The 22,486-nt window shown below is 31.0% G+C and carries 25 protein-coding genes; 12 read left to right on the plus strand and 13 right to left on the minus strand.

From position 1 onward, the window contains the following. From QZ824_RS00005 to QZ824_RS00045, 9 genes are all read left to right on the plus strand, one after another. Window positions 1-344: hypothetical protein (locus QZ824_RS00005; protein ID WP_291273992.1), on the plus strand; the 344-nt coding region annotated here is incomplete at its 5' end. 27 nt (window positions 345-371) lie between these two features. Then, entirely contained in the window at window positions 372-1,010 is a 639-nt protein-coding gene (locus QZ824_RS00010; protein WP_291273993.1) for a hypothetical protein, read from the plus strand. Between the two features lie 477 nt (window positions 1,011-1,487). Next, window positions 1,488-2,102, plus strand: a complete 615-nt coding sequence (locus QZ824_RS00015; RefSeq protein WP_291273994.1) for a hypothetical protein — start codon at window positions 1,488-1,490, stop codon at window positions 2,100-2,102. A gap of 204 nt (window positions 2,103-2,306) precedes the next feature. Continuing rightward, window positions 2,307-2,876 (plus strand): hypothetical protein, encoded by a 570-nt coding sequence (locus QZ824_RS00020; protein WP_291273995.1) that lies wholly within the window; start codon window positions 2,307-2,309, stop codon window positions 2,874-2,876. Between the two features lie 436 nt (window positions 2,877-3,312). Next, window positions 3,313-3,930, plus strand: a complete 618-nt coding sequence (locus tag QZ824_RS00025) for a WG repeat-containing protein (RefSeq protein ID WP_291273996.1) — start codon at window positions 3,313-3,315, stop codon at window positions 3,928-3,930. Window positions 3,931-4,286: 356 nt separating this feature from the next. Then, window positions 4,287-5,216 carry a succinate dehydrogenase cytochrome b subunit gene (locus QZ824_RS00030; RefSeq protein WP_291273997.1) on the plus strand — a complete coding sequence of 310 codons (930 nt, stop codon included), beginning with the start codon at window positions 4,287-4,289 and terminating at the stop codon, window positions 5,214-5,216. A 6-nt stretch (window positions 5,217-5,222) separates the two neighbouring features. Then, window positions 5,223-7,232, plus strand: coding sequence for a fumarate reductase/succinate dehydrogenase flavoprotein subunit (locus QZ824_RS00035; RefSeq protein WP_291273998.1), 2,010 nt, complete (start codon window positions 5,223-5,225; stop codon window positions 7,230-7,232). Window positions 7,233-7,317: 85 nt separating this feature from the next. Continuing rightward, window positions 7,318-8,079 (plus strand): succinate dehydrogenase/fumarate reductase iron-sulfur subunit, encoded by a 762-nt coding sequence (locus QZ824_RS00040; protein WP_291274055.1) that lies wholly within the window; start codon window positions 7,318-7,320, stop codon window positions 8,077-8,079. 87 nt (window positions 8,080-8,166) lie between these two features. Then, a complete protein-coding gene (locus tag QZ824_RS00045; RefSeq protein WP_291273999.1) occupies window positions 8,167-8,934 on the plus strand; it encodes an amidohydrolase in 768 nt (255 codons plus the stop codon). 53 nt (window positions 8,935-8,987) lie between these two features. On the opposite strand, the gene QZ824_RS00050 is transcribed toward QZ824_RS00045, so the two are convergent. Beyond that, window positions 8,988-10,595 carry an Ig-like domain-containing protein gene (locus QZ824_RS00050; protein ID WP_291274000.1) on the minus strand — a complete coding sequence of 536 codons (1,608 nt, stop codon included), beginning with the start codon at window positions 10,593-10,595 and terminating at the stop codon, window positions 8,988-8,990. A 101-nt stretch (window positions 10,596-10,696) separates the two neighbouring features. Further along, window positions 10,697-11,401, minus strand: coding sequence for a ComF family protein (locus QZ824_RS00055; protein WP_291274001.1), 705 nt, complete (start codon window positions 11,399-11,401; stop codon window positions 10,697-10,699). 41 nt (window positions 11,402-11,442) lie between these two features. On the opposite strand from QZ824_RS00055, the gene QZ824_RS00060 reads away from it, so the two are divergent. Then, entirely contained in the window at window positions 11,443-12,246 is an 804-nt protein-coding gene (locus tag QZ824_RS00060; RefSeq protein ID WP_291274002.1) for a hypothetical protein, read from the plus strand. 49 nt (window positions 12,247-12,295) lie between these two features. Beyond that, window positions 12,296-13,840, plus strand: coding sequence for a glycine--tRNA ligase (locus tag QZ824_RS00065; RefSeq protein WP_291274003.1), 1,545 nt, complete (start codon window positions 12,296-12,298; stop codon window positions 13,838-13,840). Window positions 13,841-13,888: 48 nt separating this feature from the next. Here the strand turns inward: QZ824_RS00065 and QZ824_RS00070 are convergent, their stop codons facing one another. The 6 genes from QZ824_RS00070 to QZ824_RS00095 all read right to left on the minus strand — a co-directional run bounded on the left by QZ824_RS00070 (window position 13,889) and on the right by QZ824_RS00095 (window position 18,402). Next, window positions 13,889-14,251, minus strand: coding sequence for a VOC family protein (locus QZ824_RS00070; RefSeq protein ID WP_291274004.1), 363 nt, complete (start codon window positions 14,249-14,251; stop codon window positions 13,889-13,891). Further along, on the minus strand, window positions 14,238-15,299 hold the full coding sequence (gene thiL / locus QZ824_RS00075) for a thiamine-phosphate kinase (protein WP_291274005.1): 1,062 nt from the start codon (window positions 15,297-15,299) through the stop codon (window positions 14,238-14,240). Before thiL ends, QZ824_RS00070 begins: the two co-directional genes overlap by 14 nt. A 332-nt stretch (window positions 15,300-15,631) precedes the next feature. Next, the gene (locus QZ824_RS00080; RefSeq protein ID WP_366844041.1) at window positions 15,632-16,096 is read right to left on the minus strand and encodes a regulatory protein RecX; all 465 of its coding nucleotides are present in this window, start codon (window positions 16,094-16,096) and stop codon (window positions 15,632-15,634) included. A gap of 117 nt (window positions 16,097-16,213) precedes the next feature. Continuing rightward, window positions 16,214-16,777: a ribosome recycling factor gene (gene frr, locus QZ824_RS00085; protein ID WP_291274057.1), complete on the minus strand. Its 564-nt coding sequence runs from the start codon at window positions 16,775-16,777 to the stop codon at window positions 16,214-16,216. A 30-nt stretch (window positions 16,778-16,807) separates the two neighbouring features. Beyond that, window positions 16,808-17,515, minus strand: coding sequence for a UMP kinase (gene pyrH / locus QZ824_RS00090; RefSeq protein WP_291274006.1), 708 nt, complete (start codon window positions 17,513-17,515; stop codon window positions 16,808-16,810). 104 nt (window positions 17,516-17,619) lie between these two features. Beyond that, window positions 17,620-18,402 carry a patatin-like phospholipase family protein gene (locus tag QZ824_RS00095; protein WP_291274007.1) on the minus strand — a complete coding sequence of 261 codons (783 nt, stop codon included), beginning with the start codon at window positions 18,400-18,402 and terminating at the stop codon, window positions 17,620-17,622. Window positions 18,403-18,490: 88 nt separating this feature from the next. Between QZ824_RS00095 and QZ824_RS00100 the strand changes: the two genes are divergently transcribed. Continuing rightward, the gene (locus QZ824_RS00100) at window positions 18,491-19,099 is read left to right on the plus strand and encodes a thioredoxin family protein (RefSeq protein ID WP_291274008.1); all 609 of its coding nucleotides are present in this window, start codon (window positions 18,491-18,493) and stop codon (window positions 19,097-19,099) included. On the opposite strand, the gene QZ824_RS00105 is transcribed toward QZ824_RS00100, so the two are convergent. From QZ824_RS00105 to QZ824_RS00125, 5 genes are read right to left on the minus strand one after another with little or no spacing between them, the layout of a single operon-like run. Next, window positions 19,089-19,754 (minus strand): YiiX/YebB-like N1pC/P60 family cysteine hydrolase, encoded by a 666-nt coding sequence (locus tag QZ824_RS00105; protein ID WP_291274009.1) that lies wholly within the window; start codon window positions 19,752-19,754, stop codon window positions 19,089-19,091. The genes QZ824_RS00100 and QZ824_RS00105 overlap by 11 nt on opposite strands. After that, the gene (truB, locus tag QZ824_RS00110; RefSeq protein WP_291274010.1) at window positions 19,699-20,391 is read right to left on the minus strand and encodes a tRNA pseudouridine(55) synthase TruB; all 693 of its coding nucleotides are present in this window, start codon (window positions 20,389-20,391) and stop codon (window positions 19,699-19,701) included. The genes QZ824_RS00105 and truB overlap by 56 nt, the downstream gene beginning before the upstream one ends. Beyond that, window positions 20,391-21,176, minus strand: a complete 786-nt coding sequence (locus QZ824_RS00115; protein WP_291274011.1) for an undecaprenyl-diphosphate phosphatase — start codon at window positions 21,174-21,176, stop codon at window positions 20,391-20,393. Before QZ824_RS00115 ends, truB begins: the two co-directional genes overlap by 1 nt. Window positions 21,177-21,182: 6 nt before the next feature. Next, entirely contained in the window at window positions 21,183-21,419 is a 237-nt protein-coding gene (locus tag QZ824_RS00120; RefSeq protein WP_291274012.1) for a DUF3098 domain-containing protein, read from the minus strand. Window positions 21,420-21,453: 34 nt separating this feature from the next. Next, window positions 21,454-22,329 (minus strand): permease-like cell division protein FtsX, encoded by an 876-nt coding sequence (locus QZ824_RS00125; protein ID WP_291274013.1) that lies wholly within the window; start codon window positions 22,327-22,329, stop codon window positions 21,454-21,456. Window positions 22,330-22,486: the final 157 nt, after the last annotated feature.

Here is a 22,486-nt window from a genome sequence, read left to right on the forward strand (position 1 = left end):
AACCTATACTTAAAGGAGATACAGAAGATATTAAAAAAGAAATTGTCAAAAGAGACATTGTTTATGTAGCATTTCAAACATTCGCTCAAACTAACATAAATGAACTTACTATTACTTCAATCCCAGTTGATTTTGATAACCCAAAAGAATATGTTGAAAAATATAAAATGACAGTTAAAATAGATAGAAATAAAGCCAAAAGTATCTTAAAAAAATACCTCGGAAATGAAGATTTTTCAATCTTATATGACAACAACGAAAACTTATGGTTACCAAATGCTAAATTTAGTGTTCTAAAGTTTGAAAAACTAAACGATGTCTATAATGACATTTCAAATAATTAAATTATCTGTTTGAAATATTTAAACATCATGCTTGAGAATCGTTTTATAAATGAATTATTATTAAAAATTGGAGCTAATCGTAATATAATAAAAGTTCCTGTATTAATTGATTCCCAAGCAACTATAGACAATTGCTTTCCTAACGTTTTGGAAAAAATAAAAAGAGATGGAGGTTCAATAATTCACGGTTGGACAATTCATACTTTTCCTTATATATATGAAGCGGAAAGACATACTGTATGGAAATCAGAAAATAATGAATTAATTGACATAACTCCTAAAAAAATACCTTATAACCAAATCTTATTTGTTCCTGATAACGATAATACTTGGAACTACACAGGCGAATATATAGATAACATTAGAATAAATATAACTACGAATAGTGTTGTTGACGATTACATTATTTTAAATGAAACAATATCCAAGTTATTCCAAACAGGAAAGCGTAATTTGAATGGTGAATTAATGGTTACTAAACAAATTAATAATGCTATCGAAATTTTGCAAAGATGGAAAAAAGAACATGAAAAATTTATGTATTCAAATGGAACAATTGATTCATTATGTTATTGTTGTAAAAAGAAACCATATAAATTATGTATAGGTTTAAAATTAAGGGGTGAAATGCAATTTATTCTTGAAAATATTAGACAAAAAGCATAAAATGCCAGCTGCTAACACAGGTAGCTGTTGCACAACTATCATTTTTTAAAAACAAGCCACAAAAAGTATATATTTCAACCTCTTTTAAAGCAATTTAAAAGAGGTTTATTTTTTAGTTGTAATTCAAATGTAAAAATTTAAATAGCTTACCATCGCGTTTTTGAAGGCTGAAAAGGCTTGTTTTATGATTGTTGCAGGCATTTGCTAAAAGACTCTTTGTGGCTTAATAGCCCCAACAACTCTAATTTATACACAAGTTAATACCAATAGCTCAGAAAACAAAAAAAGCCTCTTGATGATTTGTAAGAATAAAAAAAATACTATATTTGATAAACGCTACTTTATAGCGCATATACATCCAAAATTGGGTAGATTAGCGATATAATGTAGCGCATATAAACAAGTTGTATGTAATTGCACCGCAGAACCAGAATAATTAACCTTAAAAAAAACAAAATGTATCTTAAAAGTAAAAAAATGACAACTTTATTTAAAGAACAAAGACTTTCTGAATATCTGAACAATATTGAAATAACTTTGAAAAATAAAATAGACAGATATAATGATTTCACTTTAATTAATCTCGATGTTGAAAAAGAAAGTGAAAAACTTATCAAAGAGTTACAATTATTTGTTCCCAGATTAATTAAAGAGGATACAACAACTTCAATAAATAAGGAAAAAATTGATGGTCGTCAATTACCGTCAGGTACATATTTTACACCAGGAAAATTAATTGAAATTGAAATAGCTAATTATAACATTCCTACTTCGGGGAATAATGTTTTTTTTAAGTGTGCTCCCAATGGATTTAATGCAATGGAAATAAATGTTGAATTAAATATTCACGATATGAATATTAAACTTACTAATTACTCAACGATAACAGGTAACGATGAAGCAATTGAAGGTTTGAAAAATCTATTGTTGAAATATATAGAGATAATTGAAAAATATCTTTTAACAATAAAAAATGAAGTTGACGAATTTATACCAATACTAAAAGCCAAACTAGTTAAGTATTTAACTGAAAAAAAAGAAAAAGCTATTTTGAAAGACGAAACTAAAGATAAATTAAATCCGTTTAAATAAGCAACTACATACAACACTTGCTATAAGAGATTTGGGCATTTGGCTTAATTTAAAAATGGTCTTGTATTTGGGAAGTTTAGGCAAATCCGAAAATAAGGCTTAATTTAGTCCCAAACCTCTTGTAGCAAGGGAACGTTACCAGCAATTTTAAATCAAAAATCATCTATGAAACTAAAAATCAGAATTTTATTCGCCTTCGTAATAATGACAAATTTTGTATTTGCTCAAAATGTTAAAATGACAAACAACTACGGAAGTGAAAATAAAGAAATTCAAGACTTAATAGATTTTGAAAATATTTATATTGAGCAACTAAATTTTGAAAGTGAAAATCTAAGAGGTAGATATTACCAAATAAATCTCGAAGAATATAAAAATGGAAAACAAATAAAAACTTATACTCTTTTTGACGGTTCAGAAACTGAATATTTTAAAATTGACTCTGACAAAGAATCACTTAAATTCTTTTTCAAATTGAGCGACGGAAAATTGAAAACATATATCAGAGGAAAAAAATTCGGAAGTAAAAAATCGTATTTCAAATTAAATAGCGATTCAGATAAATACGCACTTAAAGATTTTTTTGGAAGTAAAAAAGAATTGAATATTGACCTAAAGAAAAAAAATGCTGTATTTGCGATAATAACACCGACAATTCACGAGGACGGTTCAGGTTCTTATTGTGAAGTTGCACAATCAGAAATAGCACCGGAAAAATTGGGCGAACACTTTAAAATTCCACACTATTTTTTAATCACAATAACATTCAAATAAAAAAACTGCTGGTAACAGTGGTAACTGTTGCACAACTATCATTTTTTAAAAATAAACTATAAAAAGTATAAATTTCAACCTCTTTTAAAGTAATTTAAGAGAGGTTTATTTTTTAGTTGTGGTTTATAATTCTAAATTTTGAATGGCTTACCATCGCGTTTTTGAAGGCTGAAAAGCCTTGTTTTATGATTGTTGCAGGCATTTGCTAAAAGACTCTTTGTGGCTTAATAGCCCCAACAACTTTGATTTATACACAAGTTAATACCAATAGCTCAGAAAAACAAAAAGCCCATTTGATGATTTGTAGGAATAAAAAAAATACTATATTTGATAAACGCTACTTTATAGCGCATATCCACCCAAAATTGGGTAGATTAGCGATATAATGTAGCGCATATAAACAAGTCAGCTGTAATACTACAAAAAACGACTTAAAATGAAAACAAAACTTATAATAATATCTTTTTTATTTTTAGCAAAACTGAGTGCACAAACTAAATTCAAAGTTGAACAGAAAGAAACTGAAACTTGGAGAAGTGTGTATTTACTTATTGATGAAAAAAATAATTTAATAAAAGTGTTAGATTCATCAAAATATTACATAACATTCAACTTTGATAATTATGGATATTTTGCAGTATTTGGAAAAAAAGGAAATCCTGGTTGGACTGCAATTGATGCAAAAGAAAATATATTATTTCAAGTCTACAATACAAGTATTGGTGAACCAAGTCCAGATTATTTAATTGAAAACAAAATTAGAATAATTGATGACGAAAATAAAATTGGATTTGCAAACGAAAAAGGTCAAATAGTTATAAAACCTCAATTTGAATTTGTGACTTCATTTCATAATGGAAAAGCAATAATAGGAGAAAAGTGTAAAAAAGTTCCTTGGAAAGAACACGCAAAAGAAGAAGATTGCCAACATTACTCTATTATTTGCGAAAATTTCGGATATATAAATGAAAAAGGAGAAATTTTAAAACTTGGAAATTATTCGTTTGAAGAAATAAAGAAAGAAATTGATTGGAAAGCAGACGAAATAGAATAAAAAGTACTACAGCTAACAGCAGTAGCTGTTGCACAACCATCATATTTTAAAAACAAGCCACAAAAAGTATAAATTTCAACCTCTTTTAAAGCAATTTAAAAGAGGTTTGTTTTTTAGTTGTTTAAGTAATTTGCTTCAAAGTGTTTTAACCAAAACAGTCTGTTTTTTCCCAAAATAAATGCGCTCAATAAGGACGTCTATGTTTAATTTTGTTCGGGTAGTAGCGTGGAGCACCAAGAACAAAGGTTAAATTCATTTAAAATCATTATAAATTAAGTTTCAAAGGTTGTATGTTCTACATATAACCTTTATTTTTGCTTGAATTTATATATTTCAAATTAACAATAACTATAATTATGGCAAAATCAGCATTTTTAAAGTCATCTATCGCAAAAAAATATTGGATGGCATTGACAGGATTGTTCTTGTGCTTGTTTTTGGTTGGTCACTTATTAGGAAACTTACAATTGTTAGCAGGAAGAACTACTGAAGCTGCACTACAATTTAATAAGTATGCTTTGTTTATGACCTCAAATCCTGCAGTTAAGGTCCTTTCTTATTTAACTTACATTTCAATTCTTTTCCATGCTATTGATGGTATCGCTTTAGCAATTCAAAACAAAAAAGCTAGACCAGTAAATTATGCTTACAAAAATGATAGCGTGAGCAGTTCGTTTTCTTCAAGAAATATGGCTGTTTTAGGTACTTTAGTTTTAGTATTCATCGCTACTCACATGGTTAATTTCTGGGCAAAAATGCACTTTGATAAAAAGATGCCTTTGCAAACCATTACTGCTGAAAACATGGGGCAAAAAATTGATTTTTACATTTCAACTAACAATGGTTTAGCTGGAAATGATCCCTTTTTAGGTAAGTTTATACCAGCTTCTGCGGTTGATGGGAAATACTATTTTGTTGAAGGAAATTCGATTTATTTAAACAGAGAGTTTAAAGATGTTAATGATGGCAACAAAGTGAAAAAAGAGAAAATTAAAATTGCGGAAGGGTACAAAGATTTACACAAAATCACTATTGAATTTTTCAAAAGTCAAGGTAAATTATTTGGAGCTATTCCTAATGAGGGCTTATTATTCACTATTTTTTATGTGTTTTCAATGGCCGTTTTAGGATTCCATTTATGGCATGGTTTCCAAAGTGCTTTCCAATCTTTAGGAATAAATAACAGATTTACTCCAGCCATTCAATTGTTTGGTAAAGCTTTCTCTGTGCTTGTTCCTCTTTTATTTGCAATTATTCCAGTTTACATTCACTTTATATTAAAATAAAAACATATGGCATTAGATTCTAAAATACCTCAAGGTCATATTTCTGAAAAATGGACCAACCACAAGAATCATTTAAAGTTGGTTGCTCCAAATAATAGACCAAAAATCGACGTAATCGTTGTAGGTACAGGTTTGGCTGGTGCTTCAGCTGCTGCATCTCTTGGAGAGATGGGGTATAACGTAAAAGCGTTTTGTTTTCAAGATTCTCCTCGTAGAGCACACTCTATTGCAGCTCAAGGGGGTATTAACGCAGCAAAGAACTATCAAAATGATGGAGACAGTATATATAGATTATTCTACGATACAATTAAAGGTGGTGACTACCGCGCACGTGAAGCAAACGTTCACCGTTTAGCAGAAGTTTCAGGTAACATCATTGATCAATGTGTAGCGCAAGGTGTTCCATTCGCTCGTGAATATGGAGGTTTGTTAGACAACCGTTCATTTGGAGGAACTCAGGTACAGCGTACTTTTTATGCTGCTGGTCAAACAGGACAACAGTTGTTGTTAGGAGCTTACTCAGCTTTGTCTAGACAAATTGGTTTAGGACGTGTAAAAATGTACAACCGTCACGAAATGTTAGACATCGTTAAAGTAGATGGTAAAGCTCGTGGTATTATTGCTCGTAACTTGATTACTGGTGAATTAGAAAGACATTCTGCTCACGCTGTAATTATTGCTTCTGGAGGATATGGAAATGTTTATTTCTTATCAACAAATGCAATGGGAAGTAATGTTACTGCAGCATGGAAAATCCACAAAAAAGGAGCTTATTTTGCTAACCCTTGTTTTGTGCAAATTCACCCAACTTGTATTCCTGTTCACGGAACAAATCAGTCTAAATTAACATTGATGTCTGAATCTTTACGTAATTCAGGACGTATTTGGGTTCCAAAGAAAAAAGAAGATGCAGAAGCAATCAGAGCTGGTAAATTAAAACCAACTCAAATTGCGGAAGAAGAAAGAGATTATTTCTTAGAAAGAAGATATCCTGCTTTTGGTAACTTAGTTCCACGTGACGTTGCTTCTCGTGCAGCAAAAGAGCGTTGTGATGCTGGTTTCGGAATTGAAGCTAATGATACTAACGAAGGTGTATATTTAGATTTCTCTACAGAAATTAAAAATAAAGGAAAACAAACTGCTTACGCACAAGGAAATCACAATCCTTCTGAAGCTGAAATCATCGCATTAGGAAAAAAATGGGTAGAAGAAAAATATGGTAACTTATTCCAAATGTATGAAAAAATTACAGCGGAAAATCCATATGAAACTCCAATGAAGATTTACCCAGCGGTTCACTATACGATGGGTGGTGTATGGGTTGATTACAACTTAATGTCAACTATTCCAGGTTGTTTCGTAGCAGGAGAGGCTAATTTCTCTGATCACGGAGCTAACCGTTTAGGAGCTTCTGCATTAATGCAAGGTTTAGCAGATGGTTATTTTGTATTACCTTATACCATTTCAAATTATTTAGCAGATGAGATTAGAACAGGTAAAATATCTACAGATTTACCAGAGTTCGTTGATGCTGAAAATGAAGTTCGTCAATCAATTGATCGTTTCTTAAATAATAATGGAACGAAATCCGTAGATCATTTCCACAAACGTTTAGGTCACATCATGTGGAATAAAGTGGGTATGGCTCGTAATGAACAAGGTTTAACACAAGCAATTAATGAAATTGCTGAATTAAGAGAGGAATTCTACAAAGATGTATTTGTTCCTGGTTCTGCCAACGAATTAAATCCTGAGTTGGAGAAAGCATTACGTGTTGCTGATTTCTTAGAGTTAGGACAATTGATGGCTAAAGATGCTTTATTAAGAAAAGAATCTTGTGGTGGACATTTCCGCGAAGAATATCAAGATGCAGAAGGAGAAACATTACGTGATGATGACAACTTCTCTTATGTAGCAGCTTGGGAATATCAAGGAAGTGATGCAGGAAAATCAGTACTTCATAAAGAAGAATTGAAATACGAATTCATTAAAATTGCAGCTAGAAATTATAAATAGTCATTAGTATGTAGTGAATAGTAATTAGTCCATTTTAGAAAAACTAATCACTTGTTACTTATCACTAATCACTTAAAAAAATAAAATTATGGCATCAAAAAGTATCAATATTAAATTAAAAGTTTGGCGTCAAAAAAGCGGTCAAACGCAAGGTAAATTAGAAGATTATACCTTAAATAACGTTTCTACTGACAGTTCGTTTTTAGAAATGATGGACCAATTGAACGAACAATTGGTTAACGAAAGAAAAGAACCCGTAGCCTTTGACCACGATTGTCGTGAAGGTATTTGTGGAATGTGTTCGATGTTTATTAACGGTAGAGCACACGGACCAGATACTGGAATTACAACTTGTCAATTACACATGCGTTCTTTCAAAGATGGGGAAACTATTTATGTAGAACCATGGAGAAGTAAAGCTTTTCCAGTAATCAAAGACTTAGTTGTTGATAGAAGTTCATTTGATAGAATTCAACAAGCAGGTGGTTTTGTGTCTGTTAATACTTCAGGAAATACTATTGACGCCAATGCTATTCCTGTTCCTAAATCAGATGCAGACAAAGCTTTTGAAGCAGCAGCATGTATTGGATGTGGTGCTTGTGTGGCTACATGTAAAAATGGTTCAGCGATGTTATTTGTTGGAGCAAAAGTTTCTCAGTATGCTTTACTACCTCAAGGTAAAGTGGAGGCAACTCAACGTGTATTAAACATGGTACGTCAAATGGATGAAGAAGGTTTCGGAAATTGTACCAATACTGGTGCTTGTGAAGTGGAATGTCCTAAAGGCATCTCTCTTGAGAATATTGCTAGAATGAATAGAGAATATTTAAAAGCATCATTAAAATAAAACAATCTGTTTTTATATTTTTGAAAACGCATATTGAAATCAATATGCGTTTTTTATTTATTAAATTTGTTAGTATAAGGATGTAACATGAAAGTAGCTTTAATACAAACTCATATCAAATGGGAGGATAAGGAGGCAAATTTACAGCACTATGAACAATGGTTTACAACAATGGAAGAAGATGTGGATTTGGTTGTTTTTCCAGAAATGTTTACTAGTGGTTTTACTATGTCTCCTCAAAATGTGGCTGAATCAAAAGCGGGTTTTACATTAAAATGGTTAAAAAGTAAAGCGGCTCTTTTAAATGTAGCTATGACAGGTAGTTTGGTAATCAAGGAGGCAGAAAATTATTATAACCGCTTGTTTTTTGTTTTCCCTGATGGTGAAGTTCAATTTTATGATAAGAGGCATTTGTTTACTTTGGCAGGAGAAGAAAAAGTATATACCTCTAACAAAAAAGAGAAGGTTATAATTCAATACAAGGGTTGGAAAATTTGCCCATTGATATGTTATGATCTTCGTTTTCCCGTTTATAGCCGAAATGTTGAGGATTATGATTTGCTTCTTTATGTAGCGAATTGGCCAAAACAAAGAATGCAAGCTTGGGATATTTTGTTAAGAGCAAGGGCTGTTGAAAATTTATCTTATGTTGTTGGTGTAAACCGTGTAGGTTTTGATGGGAACGGATTAGAATATATTGGACATTCTCAAATAATTGATGAATTAGGCCATTTTGTACTACCCCCTTTTGAGGAAGAAGCAATTCAATATGCCTTGTTAGATAAAAATACAATGTTAGAAACAAGGACTAAATTAAATTTTTTAAAGGATAAAGATGAATTTTCACTTTTCTAATAAAAATGCCCCAAAAAGCTTCAAATTTTTGAGGCATGTCTTTCAGTTTGGGCTTATTTATTCAATTCTAACACTTGATCTACATCCCAGTTAGCCCTTACATCAATTTTTTCTGAAAAATAAATTAATTCTTCAGGTTGCTTTTTTTGTAAATAGTTACCAGTGTCCCAACTTCTGTTTTTGTTATCATCGTAGTAAATTCTAATCGTATATAAACTTGGTTTAATTCCTTCAAAGTTAATTTCGGTTTCTTTTTCACTGTAAAAATGATCAACAATAGTATTCTCATTAGCCAGTATTTCAACTACAAGAGGAAAACGTTTCACATTTTTCAACCGAAGTTTTAAATTACCAAAATCACTAATTTTCGCTGTTTTATAGGTAAAAGCTAAACTATCATTTTTATTGCCATAAATGTCTTCAATAGCTCCGGGAAGTAATTTTATGTTGTAGCTTTCATTTTCTTCTTTGGTAAAATCAAAAATGATGCTTTCATTATAAATATCAGATAAAGTTTCAAAAGGAATTGATATACTATCCCTTTTTTTAAGCTGAATTTTGTCTTTATTGATTTTTGCTACAGGTGTACTCGTTTTTAATTTGACTAAATCTCTAAAGGTTAAATTTTGATTTTCATTTAATTTAATGGAGAGTGAGTCTGATATTTTCATTTTTTTCAGCTTTACAGAGAACTCTTTTTCATAGTTTTCTGCTATAACTTTTAGCTGAAGAGAATCTTTAATGTTTTCAGGTAAAAATATTTGTAAAGTGTCTTTTTTTTCTTCTTTAGAATAATTGGTTACAAAAAGAGGGATTTCTTTGTTGTCTTTTTTCCCTACAACTTTTATTTGTCTTTTTTCCCCTTCAAATCCTAAAAATAATTTGTTATTAGATTCTTGAGTTGGTTTAAAAAATTTTGCTTTTGTTTTTTCTTTAAATAGTTTGAGTAGGTAAGTTGAATCAGTAGGTATTTTTATTTTCTCCTTTCTAAAGGCTATTTTCTCTGTTTTAGGCTGAAATTTATAGTCGTTGTTTTTGTCTTTTAGGGCAATCAAGTAATATTCACCTGCTTTAATATTTTCAATGGTAAAAGAAGTATTTTTGTCAAGTGTGTTTGTAACATATCGAGGAACTTCTTTATAAATTGTTGAATCTTTAAATGTGGTAGCATCGTATAATTGAATATTTACATAGTCGTCAGCTTTGTTTTCAAAGGCATCCATAAATTTACCTGAAACTTTCAAAGAGTCAACAAAACTACCTGTAGAAAATACATATTTAAATTGGTTATAAGGATTTCCTTCGTTATAGTCTACAATACTTTGCCCAAAATTAAAACTATAAGTGGTATTAGGTTTTAATTCTTCATTCAGTTTAATAGAAATAAATTTGCTGGCACTTCCTTGAGGAGAAACCGTTGGTTTTTTGTCCATGGGAGGAGAAATAATTAATTGCTTGTTTACATCCTTGATTTTGATGTATTCACTAAAGTCAATTCTAATTTCATTTCCATTGAAATTAGTTTCATAATTTTTTGGAACGCTTTTTACTAAAACAGGAGCGATTGTGTCTTTTGGACCGCCTGTGATTGTTCCGCGTTTAGCACAACTTGTTATAATAAAACCTAGTAATAGAGTTAGAAAAAAGTTTAGATTTTTCATAAAAACGTTCAATTTTTTAGAAATAGATAAATGCATTTATTTCTATTTATTTGGCAAAGTAACAACTATATTCTTTTCCTTCATAACTATTTAATCAAAAATTAAGATTGAGAATAAGCAATGGTTAATAGGCTTACTTTGCTATTTGGAATGGACAGAAGTTCCTTTGCGCAAGCTTCCAATGTTGCTCCTGTAGTAATAACATCATCAACTATTAGAAAATGTTTTCCATGAAGGGAAGCATCGAAAACAACTTCAAATGGAGTTGTACTCATTTCACTTCGTTCTTTCTTGTTTTTTTTAGTTTGAGATTTTGAATATGATATTCTCTTTAATATAGAATTATCATAAGTAATGTTTAATTCTCTTGAAAGTGTTTGACAAAATGTATCTACTTGATTATATCCTCGTTCAAACAACCTTTTCTCATGAAGTGGAACAGGTATTATGAAATCTACTTTCCTTATTTTCTCGTTGGATTGTAAATGATAAGAAAACAACTCGCCTAAAAAAACACCAATGTCTTGTCTCTTTTTATATTTTAAATGGTGAATTAAGTTTTGAGTAATTCCGTTTTTGTGAAAATAAAGAAAAGAATAAGCAAATTCTAATGGTAGAATACCATAAAAATTTCGGTTGATTTCATTTACACTTAATTCTTGATGTAATGTTAATGGAAGATTGTGTAAGCAATTTGAACATAAAACGTCTTCGTTTTTGAGTAATAATTGTTGACAACCCAAGCAATACGTGGGGTAAATTATTTTTAACAGATTTTTGTGTATTTTATCGAATAAATGAAGCATTTGATTTTATTAATTTTATTTTTAAAGCAAAATTTAATTTAATGTCTCGCAAAAACGACAATTCGAATCGATTAATCATATTCTTTTTATCACTATTAATAGTGGTATTGTTTTTTAAAGATTATAAAGATACTATTTCTTCTAACAAAATTCAAAATAGTTTGAAAGAAGAAAATTACATAGCACAATCTCAATTATCAGAAATGATTGAGAAGTATGATTCTGTGTTAATTAAATTAAATAGTAACAAATACAGTGCAGGAGCAAATAGAAATCAAAATAATGTTGATTTTAATAATTTATCTGGAAAATCGTTTTCTTCTATTGATGAACAAATAACCGCAGTTAAAGATTCTATCTTTAGATTGAAAAATAGACTTAGACGTTTACAAACAGAAAGTAGATTAACTCAAAGAGAAAGAAAAAATCAAGAGAGTATTGAGAAAATTTCATCTGCAAGCAAACTTATTGTTTCTAACTTACAAGCAAGAGGGGTTAAATTTATAAAAGATAATTCAACAAACGCACAAAAGAAAGAAATCGAACAGATCAGAGTTTGTTTTTCATTTGAAGGAAATCAAATAGTGGATTATGGAAACAAAGAGTTGTTTGTACAAATTGTCAATCCAAAAAATGAAATTGTTTCTAAAGATAATTTAGTATTTGAACAAAATAACACAACATTACGCTATAGTAAAAAAGTAGATTTCTTGTACAACAAGCAAATTACGGATGTTTGTACGTATGTTGATTTAGAAAAAAATAAAATTTATAAAGGACGCTACTTAGTAAATTTATATTCAGGCACAAAGAAAATAGGTTCTACAATCTTCAGCTATAATTAATTTACAAAAAAACTTTTCTTTATTCCGTTCCTATTTTTACTTTTGCACTATGGCAAAACAAGAAGACTTATTTAAGAATGTAGTTTCGCATGCAAAAGAGTACGGATTTATTTTTCCGTCAAGCGAAATTTATGATGGTTTGAGCGCAGTTTATGATTATGCTCAAAACGGGGTAGAATTAAAGAAAAACATCCGTGATTACTGGTGGAAATCAATGGTGCAAATGCACGAAAATATTGTTGGTATTGATGCGGCGATATTTATGCATCCTACTACTTGGAAAGCTTCTGGTCACGTAGATGCATTTAATGACCCATTAATCGATAATAAAGATTCTAAAAAAAGATACCGCGCCGATGTTTTAATTGAGGATTATGCCGAAAAATTAAATCAAAAAGCACAAAAAGAAATCGAAAAAGCTAGAGGTCGTTTTGGTGATGCCTTTGATGAAGCACAATTTGTAGCGACTAATGAAAGAGTAAAAGGGTATTTAGACCAAAAAAACAGCATTTTGCATCGTATGGCTAAAGGTCTAGAATCAGGTGATTTAGCAGATGTAAAAGCGTTAATTGAAGAATTGGAAATAGCTTGTCCAGAATCAGGTTCACGTAACTGGACAGAAGTGCGTCAGTTTAACTTAATGTTTGGTACAAAGTTAGGGGCTTCTGCAGATTCTGCTATGGATTTATACCTTCGTCCAGAAACGGCACAAGGAATTTTTGTTAATTTCTTGAACGTTCAAAAAACTGGCCGTATGAAGATTCCTTTCGGAATTGCTCAAACAGGTAAAGCTTTCCGTAATGAAATTGTAGCTCGACAATTTATTTTCCGTATGCGTGAGTTTGAACAAATGGAAATGCAATTCTTTGTGAAGCCAGGTGAGGAAATGAAATACTACGAGTACTGGAAAGAAACACGTTTAAAATGGCATTTATCTCTTGGATTAGGTAAGGAAAATTACCGTTTTCATGATCATGAGAAATTAGCCCATTATGCTAACGCTGCCGCTGATATTGAATTCAATTTCCCTTTCGGTTTTAAAGAACTAGAAGGCATTCATTCACGTACAGATTTTGACTTAAAAGCACATGAACAATATTCAGGTAAGAAATTACAATATTTTGATACCGAAGAAAATAGAAATTATGTTCCATATGTAGTTGAAACGTCGGTTGGTTTAGATCGTATGTTCTTAGCGGTTTTCTCAAAAGCGTTACAAGAAGAAACATTAGAGGATGGTTCAACAAGAACAGTATTACGTTTACCAAGTGTGTTGGCACCTACAAAAGCAGCAGTCTTGCCTTTAGTTAAAAAAGATGGTTTACCAGAAGTAGCTAAAGAAATTGTGGAGGAATTAAAATGGGATTTCAATGTAGCTTATGACGAAAAAGATGCTGTAGGCCGTCGTTATCGTCGTCAAGATGCATTAGGAACGCCTTTCTGTATTACCGTTGACCATCAAACTTTAGAAGATAAAACGGTTACTATTCGTCATAGAGATTCTATGGAGCAAGCACGTGTAGCGATTGCCGATTTAAGAGGTATTATTGCAAATGAAGTGTCTATGCGCAATTGGCTGATGAAAATGAAGTAAAAATATAAGTTTAATAGAAATCCCGAAACAATCAAGTTTCGGGATTTTTTATTGTGCTGTACCAAACTGTAATAAATATCCATTGTTATCATACAAAGCAAATTCTTTCATGCCCCATTCAAAAACTTCTGGAGGATAACAAATTTTTGCTTTATCTTTAATTTCCTCCCAAAGCTTATCCACCTCAGTTACTTCAAAGTATAAACTGCCTGAAAAACCAATTTTCTCAATAGATGTATGTTCATTAGGTAGTGCTAGCATGAGGTTGACTTCCTCTTTTGTTAAAGAAGCCCAGCCCCAATCTACATTTTTTTCATCTAATTTGAATCCTAAAACAGTACAATAAAAAGTAATGCTTTCTTCTAGACTATTAGTCCAAAGAATGGGACGAATTGATTTAAATTGTGTCATTGTTTTCCTCTAAAGCATTCCAACCTCTTGCCTTTAAACCAATTTTGGTATTGGCCCGAGTAATAAGGTGTGCGCCTTCATTTTCGGCAACCATATGACCTATTACAGTAAAATTTGGGTTGTGTTTAATTTTATTGTAATCTTCCATTTTAATAGTAAACAATAATTCATAATCTTCTCCACCATTTAAAGCAATGGTTGTAATGTCTAAATTGAATTCTTCGCAAACATTGATTAATTGAGGATCTACAGGAATTTTTTCTTCAAATAAATTACATCCCACGTTTGATTGTTTACATAAATGTAGGATTTCAGAGGATAATCCGTCTGAAATATCAATCATAGCTGTGGGTTTTATTTCTAATTTTTCTAAAATACCTTTTATGTCCTTACGTACTTCAGGTTTTAATTGACGTTCAATTAAATAGGTGTAATCGTCTAATATTGGTTGATTGTTTGGATTTACTTGGAATACTTGCTTTTCGCGTTCTAGTACTTGTAAGCCCATATAAGCTGCTCCTAAATCTCCAGAAACCACCAATAAATCTCCAACATTTGCGCCATTTCTATAAGTTAGGTCTTCTAACAGTGCTTCTCCAATAGCCGTAATACTTATGATTAAACCTTTTTGAGAAGAAGTTGTGTCACCTCCTATAACATCTACGTTATAAATTTCAGATGCAAGTGTAATACCAGCCATTAATTCTTCTAAGGCTTCTAATGGGAAACGATTAGAAACGGCTAAAGAAACCGTAATTTGTGTAGGAATGGCATTCATCGCACATATGTCAGATACATTAGCTACAACCGCTTTATACCCCAAGTGTTTTAAGGGCATATAACTCAAATCAAAGTGAACACCTTCTACCAATAAATCGGTTGAAATAACGGCTTTTTTATCTTTAAAATCTAGAACTGCTGCATCATCACCTATGCTTTTTAAAGTGCTTTCTTGGTTAATTTTGAAGTGCTTGGTTAAGTGTTCTATCAAACCAAATTCGCCTAAAGAAGCAATACTCGTTCTTTTTTGATTTTTATCTTCTAACATAATGTTTCAAGTTTGCGCAAAGATAAGGCTTTTTGAAGCCATCTAAAAGGGATTGTTTTCTTAATATTTTGGCGCGGAAGTTAACATTTAAATAATGCCAATACTAGTTTCATTTAACATAGTGATTTTAGATTTGCCATGTAAAATAAGATAGAATAAAAATGTTTTATAGTTAGATTAATAGTAGTAGTTTTTTTGTTATAGTAGTATTGGCGATTAAGTTGTGTTTTTTGTTAGTACTTATACAGCACTTGTGAAAGAACGATTAACGGAGATAAGATCGATGTCTTTAGACAAGACTGTAATAAGAAGGTTGGGTTTTCCAGCCTTTTTTATTGGGTTAATTCAGTTAATTTATCATAAATTAAATGGGATTCATAGCCTTTTCTTAAAAGGAAGTCTACCCACTTTTTGTTTTTTTTGGTGCTGTTTTTTTCTGTAATACTATTCCAATGTTTTTCTGCTAGTTCATTAAAATTTTGAATATACAATTCTTCGGGGATTTCTTGTAAAGCAAGTTCAATGTTTTTACTTGAAATTTCTCTGGCTTTCAGCTCGATATTAATTCTTTTTTTGCCCCACTTTTTATAATTGTGTTTTCCCCGAACAAAACTTTTTGCAAAACGTTCTTCATTGATATAATTATTCTCAATTAAGAAAATCATGATTTGTTCTTTAGCTTCAGGAATTAAATGGAAACTTTTTAATTTTACTTCTACTTCTTTATAGCAACGATCTTGGTAGCTACAATAGTATTCCATTTTACTTCGAATTTCTTCAAGGTTATAACTTTTCAACTTTTATTTTACTTTTGAATCAAAATATTTTACTAAATTATAAATTAATTTTGTTTGTTTTGGATAAATAAAAAGCCTCTTAATTTAAGAGGCTTTGCTATTTTCTTTATTAAAGCATTATACTTTCATGATTTCTGCTTCTTTAACAGCTAATAATTCATCAATCTTTTTGATATAACTATCTGTTAATTTTTGAATATCTTCTTCTGCTTTTTTACAAACATCTTCAGAAGTTCCATTTTTTTCTTCTTTTTTAATATCTGTATTGGCATCTTTTCTAGCATTTCTTATCCCAATTTTTGCGTCTTCTGCCTCTGATTTTGCTTGTTTTACTAGGTCACGACGGCGTTCCTCTGTTAAAGGTGGAATGTTAATAATAATGTTTTCTCCATTATTCATTGGGTTCAATCCTAGATTTGCAATCATAATTGCTTTTTCAATAGGTTGTAACATGTTTTTTTCCCAAGGTGTAACGGTTAATGTTCTTGCGTCTGCAGCATTAATATTAGCCACTTGAGAAATTGGTGTTTGAGAACCATAATAATCTACAAAAACACCTCCTAACATTTGAGGAGAGGCTTTTCCCGCTCTAATGTTTAAGAATTCTTTTTCTAAGTGTGCAATAGAACCATTCATAGATTCTTTAGCACTATCAATGATAAAGTTAATTTCTTCGGTCATCATGTTATTTTTTAATCGAATATTTTATATTTAGATAGTTACTGTTGTACCAACGGTTTCTCCTTCACAAACTTTTAATAAGTTACCAGATTTATTCATATCAAATACGATAATGGGTAATTTATTTTCTTGACTTAAGGTGAAAGCTGTTGTATCCATTACATTTAGTCCTTTTGCTAATACATCTTCAAAAGAAATTTGATCAAATTTAATGGCATTAACGTCTTTTTCTGGATCAGCCGTGTAAACGCCATCTACACGTGTTCCTTTTAAAATTACATCTGCATTAACTTCAATTCCTCTTAGAACAGCTGCGGTATCTGTTGTAAAATAAGGATTTCCAGTTCCTGCTCCGAAAATTACAATTCTTCCTTTTTCTAAATGACGTGTTGCTCTTCTTTTGATATAAGGCTCAGCAATAGCTTCAATTTTCAACGCAGTTTGTAAACGAGTTTGCATACCCGCATTTTCTAGAGCACCCTGTAAAGCCATGCCGTTGATTACGGTTGCTAACATGCCCATGTAATCTCCTTGAACACGATCCATACCATTACTCGCTCCAGCTACACCTCTAAAAATATTTCCTCCACCTATAACGATAGCAATTTCAACCCCTTTATCATGAATTTGTTTAATTTCTGCTGCATATTCAGCTAAACGCTTTGGGTCAATACCATATTGTCTTTCCCCCATTAGAGCTTCTCCGCTCAATTTTAAAAGAATTCTTTTATACTTCATAATAAATTAAGGTTTGTTTTTGAGCACATTATATGCTATGGTTGTGTTGAATTTTATGTTGCAAATATAAATATATTCTATTTCAAAAAAAATGTAGTTTCATATTATCCTTTCTGAGATGTATAAGATTTTTTTGCTTCCTCATAGCCTAAATGAAAAATAAGATCCATTTTGTTTTTATTTGTTTCAAAAGTGCTAAAATTGGCTAATTCCTTAGGTTCAATAATCCAATTACACAAACTAAATTTTTGATAGTTACCATGAGCATATAACAAATCGAATGCTCTTGAAGTTACTGATTTTATTGTCTTTAAATCTTCTTTTACTATGTTTTGAATTGGACTAACATAAATGCCAATGATGGTATCGCATTTTCCTTGTAATATATCTGTTGGGAAATGATTTAAAATGCCACCATCACTATATAATTTACCATTAATCTCATAAGGAGACAAGACGCCAGGAAAAGAAGAAGAAGCTAAAACAGCATCAATTAATAAGGTTTCTGGTGGAAAAACTTTTAATTTACCTTTGACTAAATCAGTAGCAGTTATATGTAAATTAATAGGTAAATCACCAATTTTAGTAGTTCCAAAAATAGCTTTGAAATAAGTTTTAAAGGAGTCAGAGTCAATAATTCCTGGTTTTTTTAAAGTGAAATGTTTCCAATGAAAAAAATAAATAGATTTAAAAAACTCAAGTATTTCTTCAGGCTTTTTACCAAAACAGTATAAAGCTGCGACTATAGCACCAGCACTTGTACCTGCCATTTCGCTTGGAATGAGGTTTTGTTCAGATAAAAATTGTAAAGCTCCAGCATGAGCAATCCCCTTGGAACCTCCTCCAGAAAGTACAATACCAAGTGATTTAGAGGGTAAATTTATCATGCGTAACAAATATTACAATTAATTATCAAAGTTAAATGTAAATTTGATACCAAATTCAAAAAAACATCTTTTTTGTAAATAAATTGTTATGAGAGAAATTATTGAACAAAGTTTAAAAGACAGTTTGTCTTATGTTGCTTACAGGAAGCTAATTTCTGATTTATTGGCCGAGGGTAAATCTACCGGTATGATACAGAATGAAGACATGAGACATTACTCAGAATTAAATGAAGCTAGAATGCATCGATTAGATAAAACGATTGAAGTTTTACCAGAAATAGCCACGGCATTGAATAAATTACCAAAAAAATATATTTGGTTAGTATTGTCTGAAGGATGGTGTGGCGATGCTGCCAATATAGTTCCAGTATTAAATAAAATGGCAGAGATAAGTGCACACATTGAATTAAAAATTGTTTTGCGAGATGATCATGATGCATTGATGCAACATTTTTTAACGAATGGGGGTAAAGCTATTCCTAAATTAATTATTTTGGATGCCGAAACACATGAGGTTTTGAGTGACTGGGGACCTAGGCCTAATGAAGCCAAACAATTAATTTTAGACTATAAAGCTTCTCACGGCGTGGTGGATGAACCAGCTAAAATTGCCCTTCAGAAATGGTATGTGCAAAATAAAGGAGTAGCTGTTCAAAATGAAGTTGTGAATTTACACGAATATAAAGCTATTTTATAATCCCAATTATTTTTAATTTATCTGAAGTGGAAATTCCTCCAGGATTGCATCCCAACTTTCCTTCAGGGATTTCCATTTTTAAATTAGAGTAATAATCAACCCAAACTTGAAAAAAGACTTTGGTTTTAGGAGATTTAAACGTCATTGGTAATAATTCAAAAAAAGGTTTTCCATAGGCGTTTAAGAAAGCATCATATAAAAGCTCGGAACAATAATATTTTCCATTGTCATACAAGTAAGCATCATCATATGGCATTCCAATTTGTGTCAAAGAAAAAGAAATTGCTTTTGGAATATATTTTCTATATTTTCTTTTTAGTCGACCAATATACATGGGTGCTTTAGTATATGTTTGAAAAGTTTGTAGAGGAGTTAGCCGAACAGCATTACCAGAGGCCTCAATCACAAAGGTGCTGTCGTTTTTAATATACACCAAACCTATATGGCTAAAATCTTTTCCTTGGTAACCTTCAGTTACTTCATTGATGGCTTCACATAATGGACCGCAATCCATAGATTGAAAAATTAAATCTCCCGTTTTAAGTGATACATTTTGAGCTTGAGTCAAAGAGCTTATAACAACAATAAAAATAAAGTATTTAAGCCTCCAATTGTTTTTCAAATTCTTCAGGAGTAACTCCATTATCCACGTCATATTTTCCAATTTTTGTTCGTCTTAATGCTGTTAGATGTCCGCCAGATTGCAAAGCTTTACCAAAATCATAAGCCAAAGATCGGATATAAGTTCCTTTGCTACAAACCACTCTAAAGTTTATTTCAGGTAGTGCAATTTTTGTAATTTCAAATTCATGAATACTTACTTTTCTTGCGCTAATTTCTACTGCTTCTCCAGCTCGGGCATGTTCATATAATCGTTTTCCGTCTTTTTTTATTGCTGAGAAAACAGGGGGGAACTGTTCAATTTCACCTAAAAATTGTTTTGCAGTTTCTAAAATTAATTGGTCTGTAATGTGTGCTGTTGAGAAGGTAGCGTCGATTTCAGTTTCTAAATCATAGGAAGGTGTGGTAGCCCCTACAGTTATGGTACCAGTATATTCCTTTTCCATACCCATTAATTCAGTAATTTTTTTAGTGAATTTACCCGTACAAACGATTAGTAAACCTGTAGCTAGTGGATCTAATGTGCCTGCATGCCCAATTTTAAATTTTTTGGGCAAGTTGAACTTTCTTTTTAAACTATATTTGAGTTTGTTTACGGCTTGAAATGAAGACCATGTTAAAGGTTTGTCAATCAACAAGATTTTTCCGTTTAAAACATCTTCTGCCTTCATTAGATAATGGTTAATTTTTGAACAAAGAAATGAATAAGTAATATAGCAATTCCAGCTATAATTCTATAATAACCAAAGATTCTAAATCCATTTTTTTGCAAGAAACCAATAAACGATTTTATAGCGATTAGAGCAACAATAAAACCGACAACATTTCCAATGATTAATAAGTTGATTTGGTCTTGAGAAAGTTCAAATCCAGCTTTATAATAATCATATGATTTTTTTACAGTAGCTCCTAGCATAGTAGGAATAGCAAGAAAAAAAGAAAATTCTGCTGCTGTTGTTCGAGATAATTTTTGAGTCATTCCACCAACAATACTTGCGCCACTTCGAGAAACACCAGGAATCATGGCTAAACATTGGAATAAACCAATTTTAAAAGCGGTTAAATAAGAAATTTTAGTTTCTTCGGAATGGCTAAACCACTCGTCTACTTTTAATAACAGTACCCCTCCAACAATTAAAGATACGGCCACAGTTATCGGATTTTCCAATAAACTGTCAATAGCATCGCTAAACAACAAACCAAAAATGACAGCTGGAATAAAACCAACAAACAATTTGAGATAAAAGTCAATACTTTGAAAAAAGCGTTTAAAATACAATACCACTACAGATAAAATGGTACCTAATTGAATGACTATGGTAAAAAGTTTAGTGAAATCATCTTGTGCAATTCCAAAAAAGGAAGAGACAATAATCATATGTCCAGTTGAAGAAACGGGTAAAAATTCCGTGATTCCCTCAATTATCGCTAGTATAATAGCTTCTAGTGTATTCATAAAAGATTATTTCTTCGGATTTTTTAAAATCGAATATATTGTTATTCCAAAACCAATTAAAACTAAAGTGGGAGCCAAACGAATACGTCTGAAACTGAAAACCGCTTCATTAAATTCATTAGGATTTTCATTAGCTCCACCACTCATTAAAATAAATCCTAGGGCAATTACAGCTAATCCAATCAATAGTATTTTATAATTGACTTTTTCAAAAAGAAATTCTGGTTTGTTATTATTTTCCATTTTGTATATTTTTTAATCTTCGGAGAACCAAATGTTAATAAAGATCGTCAGTTCTTAAATTCAAGAATCGAGTAGTCGCAAAATAAGTGCTAATCCAAGTGATAATCGTTCCTACAATCAATACACCTGCTGCTACCATAACAAAAGAAGTAACATCTTTTGCAATTCCTAATGTTGGGAATAATCCATCTACGTATAACCAAACAAAAACCAATCCAATAATTGCTAATAAGGAACCAATTAGTCCTAAAATGATGCTTCTAATAATGAATGGTTTTCTAATAAAAGACTTTGTAGCTCCCACCATCTGCATGGTTTTGATTGTAAATCGTTGAGAGTAAATCGAAATTCGAATAGAACTATTAATTAATAACATGGCAATAACTGCCAAAATTCCACTTATAATCAAAATCCAAAAACTAATTTTAGTAACATTTTCATTTACTAAATCTACCAATTCTTTTGGATAAATTACATCTGAAATTAACGGGTTTCGTTTAATTTCCATTTCAATTTTACGAATTTCAGCACTCGTAACATAGTCGGCTTTTAAATGGATATCAAATGAATTTTGTAACGGATTGAATCCTAAAAACTCTTTAAAATCTTTGCCAACAATGTCTTCATTGTTTTTTGCTGCTTGCTCTTTGTCAACAAATTTATAACTACGAACGTACTTTGCATTTTTTAACTCGGTGTCAAAGGCTTTTAAAAGCGTATCATTGGCTTCATCTTTAAAATAAACGTTCATCGGAATATTTTCCTTGAAATCATTTGAAATTTTTTCAGAATTGATCACAAAAAGGCCTAAAGCACCTAACAAGAATAACACTAAAAAAATACTAAAAACAACCGAAAAGTATGAGGAAATCAATCTTCTACGTTGATATTGTTCAAATGATACTGCCATATATATATAGAATTATGCTGTAAAAATACTAAAGAATTTTTGTTTACATAGAATATAACTACAAAGTTTTAAGTTTAGTGTAATAAAATGTATTTTTGCAGGGAAAAATAGTAATTAGTCGCAGTTGCAGTTATCAGTTGTTCAAATTGATACAAAA

It is taken from the genome of Flavobacterium sp. (assembly GCF_021151785.1).
Classification (GTDB): Bacteria; Bacteroidota; Bacteroidia; order Flavobacteriales; family Flavobacteriaceae; genus Flavobacterium.